Below are 17,427 nucleotides of genomic sequence, written 5' to 3' on the forward strand. Positions count from 1 at the left end.
TTTATCGCTCCTTTGACTTTCTCAAATACCAACACCAAGCTGAAACTGTTACGGGAATAAGTTGTTCTGGTGTGTATTCATTTCTCTTCCTGAAATTCAAGCCAGCACGAATAAACCACCGATAAAATGTAATGTCTGGTATCCGTGATGGGATATTTCTAGTCAGCATTTTTCTAAATTGACTACCAACTATCGCTTCTGAATTTGAATTTTTTAATGTTTGTACGGATTCCCATATTTGAATGAATTCTGATAGCTGAATTGGTAATCTAGCGCAAGCCCTACGCATTTTGGCGTATACTTCTAGGTTTTCTTTGGTAACTTCTCCACAAGTGCCTCGAAGACAATCACAGACCCGATACCAAGATGAATCGCTGATCGGTTTACCTAGTTTTGATTCGTAGAAGTCTTTTAGCGGTCGTGTTGTCTCCCTCATAGTTTCTGTACTCTCGGTGACTGTCAACTTTTGATGTCATTGATTCTGCGTGACCTCCTCGCATTATTCAGGTTGTTGTTGGGTGATTGTCATGCAGCATCCTTTCTCCCATGCAGGCTATAGGTATTGGGTGCGTGGTTGTCTTGGTGGGACAGTTTTGAGAGTTTCAGTTACTGGGATAATCGATGCACTGCTCTAGCAGACTTTGTTAAAAGCCGTCTTGGGCATGAAAAAATTTTCTAATCGAAACAATACTAGCATAGAATACTATGATTATTCGATGGCAATTCTATGGCAATGCCATTTTATGGAATTCATGAAGATAAAATCAACAAGGTAAAAGCAATGAATAAATGGATGAGCAAAAAAATCACAATCGTGCTGCCTGATACGATTCATGAGGATTTAGCGAAATGGGCTGACGAAGAAGGTCGTGCTACAGCTAACTTGGCAAGCTTTCTAGTCGAACAATCCGTGAGAGTCAAATTTCCTAACAAGTATCCATCACCCAGCAGTAGTAGAGGAGGGGAAGGTTAACCAAAAATTTTTAGAACAATGCTACGGAGAGAAAAATTTTCGATTGACCCCTTGGGTGAGTACTACATGGACTTACTCACTATTGATTCGATTTTTAAAATACATAGTGTAGCGCGTTCTTTTGTAAAACATTTTGCAGATAAATGTTCCTTCGTGGGGTGAAATTAGTGAATACAAGGACATATAAACATAAGCGATCAAAATCAGCATCAGCCAAAGAGTTTCAACAAAAAAATAATACGGTTGGTACGCACCCAAGCCCCGTTACACAACCACCATTATTTCAAATAACTGATGATGCTCCCGTAATGACTTCTTACCCTTACTTATCAGGGGCGCAAGCTTGTTTAGGAAAAAATCTTTGGGATGATATTGAAGGTGTTCCTTGTTTCCGGCGCTTTTTTGGTCAAGGTTTTATTGAACACAACATCATCAAAGAAAACCCGGAAACCAACAGACTAGAACTTATAGCTGGGAATGCAGCCTGGGAAATTATTCAGAAGTTTAACCCAGAAGTTGCTTATATGTTTTTAGTTTTTGCGTCTTGTGCCACGGATTTAGATCAACCTTGGTTGGGTGCATTTACTATTAAAGGAACTGATTTAATTAAAACTTTTGGTTGGAGCAATAGAACCGATTTAAGTTTAGGTAAGAAGCTGAAAAAACTTGGGCTACTTGCCCAGCAAGTAGCCCACCTAAGTATCACTATTAATCAGCTTGATTTAAAGCGGATGAAATATTCAGCGGAAATTCAAGCTATGTGGCAACTAAAACTTCAGTATACAGGTCAATTGTCTTTAATTTTAGAGCATAATAATCCACACAAAATTGACCATGAATTTGATGACCCTACAGAGTTATTTATTACTGTTAGTGCTAATGACTGGGTTCGACCATTTCAAGATTTAGATAATTACCGTTCGCTATATGAGTACGGACTTTTAGCTAAAAGTACTTTACAAATTAACCCCTATCAAAATCCAATTGCTGCAAGGTTAGCCGTGTTGTTAACCATTATGAGCCGAATTAAACTTGATGGAGAATATAAGGTAAGAACATTACTAAAACGGATAGGATATCTTTGCGAAACACAATTACAAGAACTTCAAAGTAAAAGTGGATACATCAAAAGAATTAAACTGATTCAGCAGTGGGATAATGCTCTCCTAACCCTACAGGATTTAGGTTGGAAAATTAGTTTTGATTCAGTTACTTACCCAGCATCAATCCAACCAATTTGGGTATTGGTATTATTAGAAGATAAAAAAGAACAGCGACGACCTAACGGGTGGTTAAATATTTGGCTAGAAGCCAAAGTGATTATCAAACCTACAGAAAAAATTCAGGAGAAGCTAGAAGCGATCAACGCTCCTGTACTTCCAGTTAGTAAGTCCAAGCCCCACTCCGAGCCAAAGCTTAAAACCGTATTCACCGATCGGAAGCGTTCGCACCCTACCAAACAAAAACTCACAGTAGACAGCCGAAAAAAAATCCCTGGATGGGCGTTGGAAGAAGCTTTAAAACTGAAAGGATGGACTAAATCGCATCTAGCAGAACGGTTGGGCTTGCAAAAATCGCTTCCTGGCAAATGGATCAATGGAACCCGTAAAATTCAACCTCTTCATCTAAAACGGCTTTGGGAGTGGTTATCTCCAGAATTAAACCAAGTTATGAGCAATTAAAACCACACTCATACCTGTCTACTTGTCTACCTTTTCTAAAATCGCCTCACCCAAGCTGTCTACTTCTCTAGAATCGGGTAACAGTTTCTTAACTTTTCTTCAAACCAATCCTACATTCAAATTAACCTAATAACCCCAAGTCCTTGACAGTAGAAGGTCTGGGGTTTTGTCTACCTTTCTACCATAAGCTATTCTCAATAAGCAAAACGCTGAAGATATTGATAAATCGTCTGTCTACCCTGCTTATTGAGAACAAAACGGCTCAAATGCATACTCAATATATCGTTGAGTGGGTAGACAACTTTTCTAGAATCCGGTAATGAAACCTCTAGAATCCGGTAATGAAACCTCTAGAATCCGGTAATAAGTTTTTTTTGAAAGCAGTGTGAATCAAGAGATACAGCTTGGTAGACAATCTTAATTAAGTTAACTAAGTTAACTGATGCCGATTTTTAGGTGCAAAAAAAGCGGCGTGATATTAATAGTGATTGTTCCGTGCAAAGATAACCACCATGAAAATTTCTTTAGGAGGTACAAGGGCATCTAAGTCTTGCAGAGAATTACTACCCTTTTACTTTTTGTTCTTTCAAGTTTCATATCCGGTTAAAGTGCTGCATCAGCCCACAACCCGGATGGAAACTGCTGTTCGCGTCAAAAATATCTTCATATAAAAAAGCTGGTTAGCACTCACGCCCCCGCTGCTTCTGCTTCCCCGACATCAACTTCAAGAAGAAGTTCTAGTCAGTAGCACCACACCCAAGCACGCTCGCTGCCAACCAACACAAAATCACTTAAACCTTAGCAAATTACAAGGCATAACATTGAAAGCTTTGTAACTATTTCAAACTTCTAGGGGAAGGTGTGAGTGCTAATCGGCTCCAAAAAAGGAGTCAGAAAATGCAAAGAATCTTCACCCGACGGGTTTGAAGGGGTGTACTTTGATGTCAGAAAGCACCAAACACCTCAACAACCTAACGCCCAGCCAATACCAAGAACTCGCCATAGATAGCGCCATCCACCCCGCGCTAATCGCAGCGAACTTCAAACACATCGCGGGCGTAACCGCTTACGAATACCTATTCATCTCAAAAGACCTACCCCGCACCAATCCCGGAAAAATCACGAGTGGCTACCTCAAGCGCTATGCTCACGCAGAACACGGCGGATTATGGATTAGCGGGCTAGACCCCCATAACAAATGGAAACCAATGGAATGGGGGCGTTTTAAGCCCACCTACCCCCGAATTGATGAAAAAGGCAGATTCGTCAAATACGAATCCCCCCCCAAAACCCCCAACCGCGTCACCTACTTTGATGTACCCGACTGCATTTGGGACAAAGTAGCCAAACGGTACGGAATCAAGCGGTACAATTCCCCCCTAGCATTGCGCCTCCGCGATAGATTGCATCCGCTAAACTTCTGGGAATGGGTACTGGCACATCCAGAAATTCCCATAATCCTGTGCGAAGGCGAAAAAAAAGCCGCTGCATTGTTGAGTTTGGGATTTGTGGCTATAGCACTCCCTGGTATTTGGAACGGACGAGTTGGTAAGAAAGACTTTGACGAACGCTTGCACCCCGATTTACTGCCACTGGCACAACCGGGACGTAAATTCCAAATTCTTTTCGACCACGAAACCAAATTTAAAACCCGGTGGGCAGTGTTCCAAGCCACCATTCGTACCGGGAAGGCTGTAGAAGCCGTGAAGTCTGCCACCGGGGATAATCCCCGTGGCGAGCTTCACGTCAAATGTCAATGTGAGGTCATAACACTTCCGGGACCAGAGAAGGGCGTTGATGACTTCGCTAGCGCCCGCAAAAAGGACGCTGATGTTTTACTCACAGCCATCATCAACGATGCCAGGTTACTTGACGATTATCGGCGTTCATTCCACATCAGCCACCGGGGACTGAGCAGCAAATACAAACCACACGTCCGGGTAAATGTCAAGTATTTATCCGATGCCATAAAACTTCCATTGTCAGGACTAGTTGTTTTGTCCAGCGACATGGGGACTGGTAAAACCGAATTGATGAGAAAATGGCGATTGGAACATCCCAATGTAAAATTTCTTAACAATGGGCATCGGGTGAATTTGCTCAAAAACCTGTCAGAACGCTTGCAAACCGATATGTACTCGTCCTTGAGTTACGGCGATTTAGCTAAAGCCAAAGCTTTGAGCATCACCATTGACAGTTTACATAAGCTCAACACCGAAGCCCTGGAATACGGCTGTGTTTTTATAGACGAAGCTTGTCAGTACCTCACCCACCTGCTAACTAGCAAAACCTGTAGGGAATACCGGGCGCAAATTTTGGAAGTACTCGAATACATCGTCTACAACGCCCAACTGGTGGTGATTGCGGATGCCCACATGGACGACATAACCGTGGACTTCTTCCGAGCAATCCGTCCCCAAGGCGAAGAACCGTTAATTTTTGTTAACGATTGGAGAAACGGGGGACGTGTTGTTCACTGGTACGAAGGCAAAGATTCTTCTAGCTTGGTAGCCCAAATTTCCTCCGCGCTGATGACGGGGCAGAAAATCATGGTAGTTGCCGATTCTAAAAAATTCATCAAGAAACTTGAAAAGTCGCTTTTGATGTCCATGCGGGTGGAGGTTTCTGAGGAAGAGGCAGGGGGCAGGGGGCTCTTAGCAGGGGGAGCAGGGGGAGAAATAAATTCGGATGAGGCTTCGGGCGCTTCTAGAACCGTGTCGCAACGTCGTGTTTCCCACTCGGACGTTACGTCAGGGGACGGGGCAAGTGGCGCAGAAGTAGTTGAGTCCGCAAATAATTCTTCAGATCAAAAGCTCACCCCTGATGTGCCTCGCCGCATCTCCCAGGAAAATGCAACAGGAGCAAAGGCAAAGGGGTTCTTAGCAGGGGACTTCGGACAAGGAGAAACCTCTCCCACTCCTCCACTCCCCCACTCCCCCACTCCTCTACGCATCTGGTCAATTCACTCGGATAATTCCGGTAGTAAAGAAAATGTTGCCTTCATCAAGGACATAACTAACTCTGTAAAGGACGTAGATGCCCTTCTAGCGTCTCCTAGCCTGGGAACTGGGGTTGATATTCCTAATTATCATTTCGATGCCGTTTACGGGGCATTTCACGGGGTTTCTCAAACTGCTACCGAATGCGCCCAACAACTTTACCGCTATCGTCCCAAAGTTCCCTTTCATATCTGGGTCGCTCCTAGACCGCCTTTTGGTTACAAAGACACCAATGCCAATAAAATCAAAGAGCGGCTGCTGCAAACCAATCAATTGACCGCGTTCCTGATCCGAATTGACCGGGAAACGGGTAAGCGCGGTGCTGAAAAAGATTGGGCATTGGATGCATTTTGTCAAATTGAAGCCAAACGCAACCGATCGATGAACAACCTGCGTACCGATTTACGCGAGTTGTTGACGGAAATGGGCAATCAAATTATCCCAATGGGGGCGGAGGATGATAAAGAAACCGCAGAACGCCTAAAAGATGCCGCAGCTGCGTTGGCTATTGCATATAACACTGGTGTCGTCGAAGCCAAGGATATTTCTGCGAAAGAATACCGCAGCTACAGAAGTAAGGATTATCTCAACCCCGAAGAAATGCTCTCGTGCGAGAAATTCCGCATTAAAGATGCTTACGGGATGGAAATCACTGAGGAGTTGGTAGCAAGGGATGATAAAGGTAAGTTAATTAAGTCAATCATTAATTTGGAAGCAATTTTATCTGAGACAGATGGTGTAATTACTGATGATAAAACGGGAAGACAACACCCGGCTCCACCAAAAATTGTGACTGAGAAAGACCATTCAGAACGCTTACATTACCCGTTATGTATGGATTGGGGTAATTACTCTGCAAAATGGCAGGCTCGGTTCTTCCTGGGGCTAGATAAAATGCTCAAACGTTTGATAAATGGAGAAAGAATTACTGCCAAAGACCCAGAATTATTACGGATGACTAAACTTGCCGAACAAATGGGGCAACATATAAAAGCCATCCTTGGGTTTACCGTCCCAGAGAATTCCGAACCAATATGGTTGTTGGGATTGTTACTTGAACAATTGGGCTTAAAGCTGGATGACGATAAACCTGGTGCAAGGGGTAAACAAGTTAAACATCACTTTTTAGATGCTGAGAAGTTGGAGTTTGCACTCTCGGTAATTGAGCATCGGGAAAATAAACGTCAGCGAAAAGAGGAACGAGCGCGTCAAGATGCGGAATCCCAGCGGCGATATCAGGCTGGAAGGGAAGCACAGTACGGGGTTGCACCTCCGCCTGACCCGGTATCCACCCCCCCCCCTAATGGTATAGGGAATTCCCCATTGAGGGGGGTGGATACTACCGCAAATAATGGGGTGAATTTGGAGAAAAGCGATAATTCCTCCCCTATATATGAAGTCGGTGGGGATTGGGAACCCAATGATGGGGACAGCACTCCGATTAGAACCAGCCTAGCTATGCTTCGGGAAGCGATTGTCGGAGGTGTGGAAGCGGTTCTCGCTACTATATGTCGTTGGACTTGCGATCTGCTTGCAGCAGCGCTTCGCTATCGACGTTGGTGTGCGGTGCTGCTGTTGGAGGAAGTTGCTGAAGGTGAGTTACGTAAGTTGGAACAAATGATACCTTCTTTTTATGCGTGGTTGGGTGAATTTGCTAGTTAATTAGTGAATTTACGTAACTTAATTTATACAGCGTCAACAGCAATTAATTGACGTGTAGGATTTGTTTGTCTAAAAATCGTAATTAACTGCTTGAAATCGGAGGTTTATCGCTTTTTATTAATCTTAGTCATAGAGTATTGTAACACCTGCCTAATACTCTTCTTGATGCCGGTAATGCTTCATAATCATATGATTTTGGAAGAATTAAGCTATTTCTCCCATCTCTGTTTGCCGTAAAGAAATTGAGAAGTTTCTCCTAAACCTTGACCGCGTTTCCATAGGTGCATTCCTAAATTAAGTTGGTCTAATTCCCAGGCATTTAGAGCATTAAGAACATCGTGGTCATACTCGACGAGAGCATCAGCTAATGTAATCGCGTTTTGAGCAGCTTTGGATACACTTGCTGCTGTATGAGGACGGGGAATAAACGCTGCATCTCCTACCAATACAACGCGCTCGAACGCCATATTAGGTACGCCCAAATCTAAAATTGCCTGTACAAAAGGTTCTTTAGTTGCTGCGATCAGTTTTTGAAAAGGTGGAACTAGCACGCGCTCGGCATATTGTCGCATTTCTAAATCGATATCATTCGCCATCATTCCTGGCGGAATAGAATAATCTCGACGTTTGCCATTTTTATCCGTTAAAACGCGGGGTAGTTCTGTAGCTTCATCATAATTGACATACCAAACCCAGTTAAAGCGACGTTCTCCAGGAACTAACGATTCATTCTCACCTGGAATCACATACTGAAGAATATGGGAATTGCGGAATTGATAGAAAACAAATCTTTCAGTCATGATTGCTGCTGTCTCTGGATCTAGTTCCCCTTCATTTACTAATCCCCGAAAGCCAACATAGCCAGCGTACATGGGGTCGTAAGTTGGTAAAAGGATATGACGAACGGTAGAAGTAACTCCATCAGCACCAACTAATAAATCTCCCGTTGTTTGAGTGCCATCGGCAAAAAATGCCGTAACTTGTTTGTCGTTTTGTTGAAGATTGGTTAGAGATTTGCCTTGATGATAATGCTCGTCGGGAAAATGCCGTCTCAAAGAATTGTAAAGAGAATTCCAAGAAGTTAGAGTCTGACGCATGGGCATTGCCTGAATACTGCCATTGCGCTGTAAATAATACCTTTCGGATGCCACTACGCCTAAGTCCTGATGAGGAATGCCAGCCAAATTGAAAGCTTCTACTACATCTGGCTGTAAAACCACCCCACCTCCCCGACTGCTGAGGTTACGCTTAGTTCGTTCGTAAATATCCACCTGCCAGCCAATAGCGCGTAGTAAAACTCCTGTAAATAATCCAGCGAGCGAACCACCAATTACAATCGCCTGACGATTTACATTCATTTGGTTTCCTCCAAATACTTGTGGACGAACGTAACCGCCATTGCGCCTTCCCCAACGGCAGAAGCAACTCGTTTGACCGAACCGTGCCGGACATCTCCTGCCGCAAAAGAGCCAGGAACGCTAGTTTCGAGGAAAAAAGGGTCGCGATCTAGTTTCCAACAATCGGGGCAACCATTTTTGAGTAAGTCAGAACCAGTAAGCAGAAATCCCGCCTTATCCCGAATAATATTGGTATCTTTCGCCCATTCCGTATTAGGAACACCACCAATACAAACAAAGAGATGCTGGGTATCAACTTGAATAGTCTCACCATTACGACGGTCAGCAATAGTAATCTGCTGTAAATTTTTATCTCCTTGAAGTTCGCTAACTTGAGAGTTAAATAGCACTTCAACATTGCTGGTATTGGTAATGCGATCGCTCAAGTATTGGGATAGAGAATCGGCTAAGTTACTGCCGCGAACCAGCATAGTCACTTTGAGGGCATACTGAGAAAAATACATTACAGCCTGCCCTGCTGAATTGCCGCCACCGACAACAAATATGTGCTTATTAGAACAGAATGGAGCTTCGCTAGCTCCCGCCCCATAAAACACTCCTTGATTGAGGAATCGGTCTTCATTCTTGAGATTGAGCTTTCGATATTCAACACCTGTAGCGCAAATGTTGGCACGGGCAACCATTTTGCTGCCGTTTGCCATATCCACATGAATTCGATTGTTTCTAAATTCTGCTTTGACTCCTTCCCGCAAAATCAGTAATTCAATCCCAAATTTGACCGCTTGCTGTCGAGCTTTTTCTGCTAAGTCAGCACCGCTAATTCCTTCGGGAAAACCTAGATAATTTTCAATTAGCGAACTGCTACCTGCTTGTCCACCAACAGCATGACGTTCGATCAGAACTGTACGCAATCCTTCAGAGGCTCCATAAACCGCAGCACTCAAACCAGCAGGACCGGCACCATAAATCGATAAGTCGTACTCCTTAAATTTCGGCTGTGTTACCCAGCCTAAGTGTTGGGCAACCTCTCGAACGGTGGGAGCAAACAGTTGAGTGCCGTTACTCAGTTCGACGATTGGTAAGCGCAACTCATCCAGCGACGAAAACCCTAATTTTCGATTACAATCTTCATCGCAAGTCAACTCAATCCAATCAAACTCAACTACGCTACGTTTGAGAAAATCTCGGATTTCATAGGCTTGTGCGGAATTTGGTTGACCGTAAAGCTTAACTTTGGAAATATTTGCATCATTATTCATAATTTGTATCTGTTACTTGATAACCTCTGTATGCCGTAAGTAAATAAGTAGTTATGCTTTTGTCAAAAGCATGAGAGCATTTTGTAAGGCAGCTAGAAAGACTTCTACCGATTGCCCACCAACAATGATTTCTCGACCGATTTTGATGGTTGGTACGCTGCGAATTCCGGAAATAGCAGCAATTTTTTCTAACTCTCGAACTTCTTGTATTCCTGCATCGGTATGAAGAAAATCTTTGGCTTTTTGCTCATTGATTCCGACATCAGCCGCAAGTTTAGCTAGAGTTTCGATATCTGTAATATCTTTTCCTTCAGTGAAATAAGCGTTGAGAATGCCTGTAGCCATTTCTGTCGCTTTACCTGAAGACGCAGCCAACCAAGTCAAACGGTGAGCTTTCAGTGTATTAGGAGTCTTTTTCATTAGGTCATAACGAAAGTTAATCCCATCTCCCTTAGTTGTCTGTATAGTTTGAGCATCAAGCTGTTGAGAATATTCCCAGCTACCAAATTTGCCTGTGCGATAAGCTTTACGCTCCATTCCTGCTTCTGGCATAGTGGGGTTTAGTTCGTAGGGATACCAAATTCGCTTAATGTCGATATTAGTATCTAGCTGTTTTATCGCTTTATTTAGTCGTGTTTCTGCAACTAAACACCAAGGGCAAATAAAGTCTGAGGTGATCGCGATTTCAATGGTTATCATGTTCATCTACTTATAGAATGAGACAGCATTAATTTTTTCAGTTGTATTTAGAACAATGTAAGTCGCCGCTAAATTATTCAAGGGTTGGATAATCGGTATATCCTTCTGCTCCACTGGTATAGAAAGTGTCGCGATTGTATTTGTTGAGAGAAGCATTAAGGGCAAAGCGTTTAGGTAAATCGGGATTGGCTAAGAAATGACGACCATAAGCGACAAAATCAGCATCATTACTTTGTAGAATTGCTTCACCCGTATCGCGGCTGTAGCCTCCTGCGGTGATTATTTTTCCGGTGAATATCGGACGGAAAAACTTTACTCCTAAGCCTAACCCATCATCTTCGATGGTCACATTACCTTTGATACGTGGTTCGATAATATGGAGATAAACTATGTCCAAACGACTTAATTCCCGAACAACATAACTAAAAGTAGCGTTCTTGTTTGAGTCGTGCATATCGTTAAAGTTACTACCAGGAGACAAGCGCACCCCTACTTTTTCTTTACCCCAAACGTTTACTACTGCTTGAGTAACTTCTAAAATAAAACGCGATCGCTTTTCTATCGAACCACCGTACTCATCTTCCCGTTGGTTGGAATTATCTTGGAGAAATTGATCTAACAAGTAGCCATTAGCACTGTGAATTTCTACCCCATCAAATCCAGCATCCTGAGCATTTTTCGCACCTTGTTGAAACTGTTCGATAACAGCAGGTATTTCTTCTAGTTTTATTTCTGCGGGGGTAACATGGGGCTGCTGTCCTTCGGTGGTATCTGCCATAGCTGAAGCAGCAATAGGACTGGGGGCAATAGGTAGTTCTCCTGGTTCTAAAAAAGAAGGATGGGCAACTCTTCCAGCGTGCCATAGCTGTAGAAAGATTTTTCCTCCTTTGCTATGTACGGCTTGAGTTACTTGTTTCCAGCCTTCTACTTGCTCTTGACTATAAATTCCTGGGGTGTTGGGATAGCCCATACCATTACGAGCTACTTGAGTGGCTTCACTAATAATCAATCCCGCAGAAGCACGTTGAGCATAATAGAGAGCATTTATTGGCTGAGGAACATAGCCAGCACCCGCACGACAGCGAGTTAAAGGGGCGAAAATTATGCGATTAGAAAGTTCAATTTTGCCTAAAGTCGTAGGAGAAAGTAATTTAAGCATCGGCAATTATTTTGTCTTTATAAGTTTATGTTTTAGAACGGGCAGCCACAGCCAAAAGAAAGGCGACTCCAATCAACAGCAATCCCGCAGTGCAGACTCCCTTCCACTGCCCAACGCTCCAGCCGTAAGTACCAGCTACTGAGCCTAGTGATGCTCCCAAAAATGTTGCGACCATAAATACTGTATTAAGACGGCTACGGGCATCTTTGTCGAGACTGTAAACTTTAACTTGGTTAGCTACCAGTGCGCCTTGACTACCTAAATTGAGCAACACACTGCCGATAATCAGTCCCCAAAGTTGGGTGCTAAACTGCCAAAAAATTAAGTAAGAGAAGGTTGCGACTACGACGGCAGCACTTACCATCGAGTGTAGAGTTTTGGCAGTTCCTTTATCTGCCATCTGTCCTAATAAGGGAGCGACAATAATTCCCGCAATACCGACTAACCCAAATAAACCAACGGCATTACTGCCATAGTTATAGGGAGGACGAGTAAGTAAAAAAGCTAGGGTTGACCAGAATACGCTAAACGCTCCAAACAGCATTGCTTGGATTAAGCTTGCCGAACGTAAAGCAGGATAAGACTTGATTAATTCCCACAGAGATCGCAGTAGTTGTCCGTAGCTCAATTTGGATTTAGGTTGATTTTTGGGAAGCAGTTGAGAAGATGCGATTGCCAGTATTGCCATTACACTTCCTGCCATCCAATAAATACTGCGCCATCCGAATTGTTCTCCCAACCAACCGCCAAGGGGTCTAGCAAGTAGAATCCCCACAAATAAAGCACTCATTAGATTGCCAACCATTTTTCCTTGAATACGGTCAGGAACTAAGTCGGTAGCAAAGGGCAATAAGATTTGAGCCGCAATAGTAGCCGCACCGATACCGTAACTTGCCAAAATCAAAATATTGAGACTGGGAGACAGTGCCGCAATGAATAGAGTAATGGAGGTAATTGAGAGCATAGTTACAATTAGGCTGCGTCGTTCCAGGCGATCGCCTAATGGCACAAACAGCAGCAAGCCTGTGGCATATCCCATTTGAGTTAGGGTAGGAATCCAACCTACTTGGGCAGCATTCTTATTAAAACTCTGGGCAATTTCGGCTAAAATTGGCTGATTGTAGTAAAGATTCGCCACTGCAAAAGCACAGATAATCGCCATCAACCAAAAGGTTTTAGGTTTCATATATTTTCTGCGAGCTTTCTTTGACCCGTTGTGACTCAAAGTTAGTTAGTTGGCGGTCGATTACACCAGGAAGTAAATAAAATAAGGAAATCAACCCATAAAGCACCAAGCTCAAAGAAGAATTTATCAGAGCTAGGAACGCTGTCAGCAAATAGGCGATGGGATAACCTATACTCCAAATAGATGCAAGGCGAATAATGTGGCGTTGGATTGAATTCTCGCTTTTTATGTACCTATTTAGAACATAAAACCAAAGAATGTTGTAAACAAAACCAGTAATTGCTAGAGAAAAGCCATAAAAGGCAACTATAAGCGGGTATTGTCGATATGTGCCTAAGATTGCAGTCGAGCAGGGAATAAAAGCAATACACATCAGCAAGAACAAGTTAATAGTCAAACTAACGCGATCTACTCGTTTCAGGAAATGAAACAAAGCATGATGATTGAGCCAAATTACGCCAATTACAATGAAGCTCGTACCATAGGTAATGATATGAGGGAAAAGATTTAGCAGTGCATTCCAAACCTGTTCGGATGTCGCATTGGTGATATCTTCAATCCGAATTTCTAGTGCTAACAAAGTAATAGCGATTGCAAAAACACCGTCACTAAATGCCTCAAAACGACTGAAGCTCATTTGCATATTTTCGCTCTCTCGTTGGATATTGAGACATTGTTAAATCTGACTGCTTCATAAACTTTAGTCTGGCTCTTTAATTAATTGAAAAGATTTTTGATTTACTAAAAATGCTGTGGGATAAACCCTGACTGTAAATTGAATGGGCATCGGCAATTATTTGTCGCTATGAAAGATACACTTAATCTTATAAAGACTTTGCGGTTAAATAAATAGACAAAGTAAGGTATTTAGCTGTATGAAGTTAATATAAAAAGATATTTAAGCTATTTTGCCTTATTAAATTCAAACTATGAATAATCAACTACAAAAACTGCTTGACGAAACAAGTTGGCAGATTCTCGCTATTTTACAAGAGAACGCCCGTATTCCCTTTAAGGAACTGGGAGAGCAGGTAGGACTGTCTGCGCCAGCCGTAGCCGAACGAGTACGTCGCTTAGAAGAAGCAGAAGTAATTACCCGCTATAGTGCAGAATTAGACTTAGAAAAACTTGGATTGCCGATTGTAGCTTTTATAACTCTCAAATCATTTGGACATAATTGTTCGGAAGTTAGATCGCTTCTACATAAATGTCCAGAAGTACGAGGCTGTTATCGTGTCACAGGTAGCGATCATTATTTAGCTAAGGTATCTGTAACCTCTGTTAGCCATTTAGAGCAATTAGTTGATCGCTTTATCCCTTATGCAAATGTGACTACTTCAATTGTGCTTTCAACTCCCTTTACCGAGCGAGCGATTAATAATGATATTTTCCAATAATTAATAGGATAAAAATCCAAAAATCATCCGCCTCGAAAAGTATACTATTTGAATAGGTCACTTAAATCACTTATGACCAAAATCATCGCTATTTTCAACCAGGCTGGAGGAGTTGCCAAAACCACCCTAACCCAAAACCTGGGCTACCACCTAGCACTCCGCAAACACAACGTCCTGCTCATAGACATGGACCCGCAAGGCTCCTTAACAATCTTCATGGGCTTAGTTCCCAGAGAATTGGAGAAAAGTATATATGATGCCATAGTAGAAGAACAACCCCTACCAATAACGTCGGGGATTCACGGCATGGACTTAGCACCTACTAACACCACCCTGAGTACGGCGGAAATGCAACTAGTCAATGCCGATTTACGCGACTTTCGCCTCAAATACGCCATTGAACCAATTCAAGAAGAATACGACTTCATCTTGATAGATTGCCCTCCCAGCTTAGGACTGCTAAGTTACGTTTCTCTTGTCGCAGCAACTCACGTCCTCGTACCCATAGAAACCCACTTCAAAGCCTTTGAAGGCACCAACGAACTCCTTAAAACCGTCGCCAAAGTTCGTACTAGAGTTAACCGTTCTCTGGAAATAGGCGGATTTGTTCCCACTAAATACGATGCCCGTAACTCCCAGGACACCCGCACCTTGGGAGCCATCCAAGAACAACTTGCCGGAGTCGGAAAAGTCCTTCCTCCCATTTCTCGCTCAACCACCTTTGTTGATGCATCAGAAGAAAGAATGCCCTTAGCCGTATATCAGCCAAAGCATCCAGCTATTCCCGTACTTGAACAAATAGCCATTCATATGGAGTCATTATGAACCGCAAACGTAGCCAACCACTTAAAAGTCAAATTGACGTACCTTGGGACACCACAGATGTTTCAGCTACCGAGAAAGCCGATTCCACCAAGAACGTACCATTAAAACAAATTCATCTAGCCGCAACTCAACCCCGCCGCTACTTTGACCCCAAAGCGCTCTCAGAATTAGCCCACTCCATCAAACAACACGGCATCTTACAACCCCTATTGGTGCGTCCTAGAGCTAGAACTGGATACGAATTGGTAGCAGGAGAGCGACGTTACCGTGCAGCCAAAGAATGCGGATTAAAAGATGTACCCGTAGTTATCCGTGAATTAAGCAACGAAGCAGCCTTCCAACTAGCATTAATTGAGAACCTGCAACGAGAAGACCTCAACCCCGTAGAGGAAACAGAAGGCATCTTACACCTACTGGCTATCAGATTAAGTAGAGCAGTTGAAGAAATTCCTCCCTTACTGCGCCGTTTACAACATGAACGTAAAGAAGCTGCAAAATATAATGACAATAACGCTATTAGCAAAGAAGAAACTGAAGAACTAGAATCTTCCAATAACGTTATTGGGAAAAACAAAGATGATAATTTAGACGCAGAAAATAAAGTTATTGTCACAGAAGAATCTTATATAGAAGAATCTTCCAATAACGTTATTGGAAAGAAAGAAACTGAACAATTAGACGTTGACAATAAAGTTATTGTCACAGAAGAATCTTATATAGAAGAGTCCTCCAATAACGTTATTGTCAAAAACAAAGATGATAATTTAGACGCTGCCAATAACGTTATTGAGGAAAAGGAATTAGACCCACAAGAAACTGACAATAACGTTATTGTCAAAAATGAATCGGATAAAAGCAAGTTATCTAATCAAGAAAATCCAGAGCTAAAAATTGTTGAGGAAGTGTTTAACGGCTTGGGTTTAATGACCTGGGAATCATTCGCTAACAACCGCCTGCCCTTATTAAACCTCCCAGAGGACATTTTAGAAGCACTAAGAAAAGGCTCCCTTGAATACACCAAAGCCAGAGCCATCGCCCAAATTAAAGATACTTCTGAGCGCGTCGTCTTCTTAGAGCAAGCTATTAAAGAAAACTGGTCTTTAAGCTCAATCAAACAACGCATCAGTGAGAAGAAAACCCCAGACTCTACCCCAATAACCGAATCTAACGATTACAAAGAGCGCTTTACTGCTGCGGCTACGAAGCTGAAGAAGTCGCCTATTTGGTCAGACCAGAAAAAACGCAAGCTCCTAGAAAAATTGCTTTCACAACTGGAGGCACTCACACAGTCAGGTTGAGATAAATCATAACCATATATAGTTTTACTTGGCTCATGTTAGAACAAAGAAACTTCAACTATGAATGACTATTTTTATTTATCTCCTATGTGGAACTAGGAATGTGGAACTAGGAATAATTTCTTACTATTATCTGCCTTCCGCGTCATAATAAAATAGCTAGAGGAAGTAACAGGATAATATTTTAATCCGTAGCCATTAAAAATAGGAGTAAAGTAATGAACGCTCACAAAGTAGAAGCCGTTTTAACTGAAGATGGAACTTTGATGCTGCATGGCTTGCCTTTTCATGCAGGGGATACTGTAGAAGTAATTATTCTCGAATCTCAAGCTTCACAGCAGACCGTTGTACTACCTAGTCAAGTGGAAACAAATCTTTATCCTCTGCGTGGAAAAGTAGTCCGTTATGATGACCCAACAGAACCCGTAGGTTTGGAAGATTGGTCCGTTTTGCAATGATTATACTTGACACGCATATCTGGGTTTGGTGGGTTGATGGTAATAAGCGATTAACTGAAAAACATCGGGAATATATAGAGGGACATCAATCGAGCGGGTTTGGGAGTAAATATTGTTTCTTGTTGGGAAGTTGCCAAATTAGTAGAAAAGAATCGACTTATTTTTTCTTGCTCAGTTCATGAATGGTTGGAAGCAGCTTTGGCTTATCCGGGAGTACAATTATTAAATTTGACCCTACCAATAGTAGTTGATTCAACTCAACTAAGCGATTTTCATAGTGACCCTTTTGACCAAATTATTGTAGCTACAGCCTTCTTCTTATGGGTGTCCTTTATTAACTGTTGACGCGAAAATCCTTAGTTATTCAGGTGTGACAACGTTAAATTAGGTTTGTCAAGTTGTTATAAATATTCTTGAAAAGTTCAAGAGTATTCCGGGCTTGACTGGCAAGAATCAAGAATTCATATTAACT

15 protein-coding genes are annotated in these 17,427 nt (G+C 42.5%); 8 read left to right on the forward strand and 7 right to left on the reverse strand.

The window, feature by feature from the left end; translation table 11 throughout:
• Nucleotide 1: 1 nt before the first annotated feature.
• Complete coding sequence (locus ACM03V_RS26280; RefSeq protein WP_414623750.1) at nucleotides 2-436, reverse strand: hypothetical protein; 435 nt, start codon at nucleotides 434-436, stop codon at nucleotides 2-4.
• Between the two features lie 291 nt (nucleotides 437-727).
• On the opposite strand from ACM03V_RS26280, the gene ACM03V_RS26285 reads away from it, so the two are divergent.
• The 3 genes from ACM03V_RS26285 (at nucleotide 728) to ACM03V_RS26295 (ending at nucleotide 7,316) form a co-directional block, all read left to right on the forward strand.
• Nucleotides 728-973, forward strand: a complete 246-nt coding sequence (locus ACM03V_RS26285) for a ribbon-helix-helix domain-containing protein (protein WP_414623751.1) — start codon at nucleotides 728-730, stop codon at nucleotides 971-973.
• Between the two features lie 167 nt (nucleotides 974-1,140).
• The gene (locus ACM03V_RS26290; protein ID WP_414623752.1) at nucleotides 1,141-2,655 is read left to right on the forward strand and encodes a helix-turn-helix domain-containing protein; all 1,515 of its coding nucleotides are present in this window, start codon (nucleotides 1,141-1,143) and stop codon (nucleotides 2,653-2,655) included.
• Nucleotides 2,656-3,596: 941 nt separating this feature from the next.
• A complete protein-coding gene (locus ACM03V_RS26295) occupies nucleotides 3,597-7,316 on the forward strand; it encodes a DUF3854 domain-containing protein (protein ID WP_414623753.1) in 3,720 nt (1,239 codons plus the stop codon).
• Nucleotides 7,317-7,525: 209 nt separating this feature from the next.
• On the opposite strand, the gene ACM03V_RS26300 is transcribed toward ACM03V_RS26295, so the two are convergent.
• The 6 genes from ACM03V_RS26300 to ACM03V_RS26325 form a co-directional block, all read right to left on the reverse strand.
• Nucleotides 7,526-8,674: an FAD binding domain-containing protein gene (locus ACM03V_RS26300; protein ID WP_414623754.1), complete on the reverse strand. Its 1,149-nt coding sequence runs from the start codon at nucleotides 8,672-8,674 to the stop codon at nucleotides 7,526-7,528.
• Nucleotides 8,671-9,933, reverse strand: coding sequence for an NAD(P)/FAD-dependent oxidoreductase (locus ACM03V_RS26305; RefSeq protein ID WP_414623755.1), 1,263 nt, complete (start codon nucleotides 9,931-9,933; stop codon nucleotides 8,671-8,673). The genes ACM03V_RS26300 and ACM03V_RS26305 overlap by 4 nt, the downstream gene beginning before the upstream one ends.
• Nucleotides 9,934-9,984: 51 nt before the next feature.
• A complete protein-coding gene (locus tag ACM03V_RS26310) occupies nucleotides 9,985-10,632 on the reverse strand; it encodes a DsbA family oxidoreductase (protein WP_414623756.1) in 648 nt (215 codons plus the stop codon).
• A gap of 73 nt (nucleotides 10,633-10,705) precedes the next feature.
• Nucleotides 10,706-11,791, reverse strand: coding sequence for an alkene reductase (locus ACM03V_RS26315; RefSeq protein ID WP_414623757.1), 1,086 nt, complete (start codon nucleotides 11,789-11,791; stop codon nucleotides 10,706-10,708).
• A gap of 25 nt (nucleotides 11,792-11,816) precedes the next feature.
• Nucleotides 11,817-12,977 carry an MFS transporter gene (locus ACM03V_RS26320; RefSeq protein ID WP_414623758.1) on the reverse strand — a complete coding sequence of 387 codons (1,161 nt, stop codon included), beginning with the start codon at nucleotides 12,975-12,977 and terminating at the stop codon, nucleotides 11,817-11,819.
• Nucleotides 12,967-13,614, reverse strand: coding sequence for a TMEM175 family protein (locus tag ACM03V_RS26325; RefSeq protein WP_414623759.1), 648 nt, complete (start codon nucleotides 13,612-13,614; stop codon nucleotides 12,967-12,969). The genes ACM03V_RS26320 and ACM03V_RS26325 overlap by 11 nt, the downstream gene beginning before the upstream one ends.
• A gap of 292 nt (nucleotides 13,615-13,906) precedes the next feature.
• Here ACM03V_RS26325 and ACM03V_RS26330 point away from each other — a divergent pair, with 292 nt between their 5' ends.
• The 5 genes from ACM03V_RS26330 to ACM03V_RS26350 all read left to right on the forward strand — a co-directional run bounded on the left by ACM03V_RS26330 (nucleotide 13,907) and on the right by ACM03V_RS26350 (nucleotide 17,300).
• Nucleotides 13,907-14,374 (forward strand): Lrp/AsnC family transcriptional regulator, encoded by a 468-nt coding sequence (locus ACM03V_RS26330; RefSeq protein WP_414623760.1) that lies wholly within the window; start codon nucleotides 13,907-13,909, stop codon nucleotides 14,372-14,374.
• A 72-nt stretch (nucleotides 14,375-14,446) separates the two neighbouring features.
• The gene (locus tag ACM03V_RS26335; protein ID WP_414623761.1) at nucleotides 14,447-15,199 is read left to right on the forward strand and encodes a ParA family protein; all 753 of its coding nucleotides are present in this window, start codon (nucleotides 14,447-14,449) and stop codon (nucleotides 15,197-15,199) included.
• A complete protein-coding gene (locus tag ACM03V_RS26340; protein ID WP_414623762.1) occupies nucleotides 15,196-16,497 on the forward strand; it encodes a ParB/RepB/Spo0J family partition protein in 1,302 nt (433 codons plus the stop codon). The genes ACM03V_RS26335 and ACM03V_RS26340 overlap by 4 nt, the downstream gene beginning before the upstream one ends.
• 218 nt (nucleotides 16,498-16,715) lie before the next feature.
• Complete coding sequence (locus tag ACM03V_RS26345) at nucleotides 16,716-16,955, forward strand: hypothetical protein (protein WP_414623763.1); 240 nt, start codon at nucleotides 16,716-16,718, stop codon at nucleotides 16,953-16,955.
• Between the two features lie 99 nt (nucleotides 16,956-17,054).
• Nucleotides 17,055-17,300, forward strand: a complete 246-nt coding sequence (locus ACM03V_RS26350) for a type II toxin-antitoxin system VapC family toxin (RefSeq protein WP_414623764.1) — start codon at nucleotides 17,055-17,057, stop codon at nucleotides 17,298-17,300.
• The last annotated feature ends 127 nt before the right edge of the window (nucleotides 17,301-17,427 follow it).

This window comes from Calothrix sp. CCY 0018 (genome assembly GCF_963920925.1).
In the GTDB taxonomy this organism is placed as follows: domain Bacteria; phylum Cyanobacteriota; class Cyanobacteriia; order Cyanobacteriales; family Nostocaceae; genus Rivularia.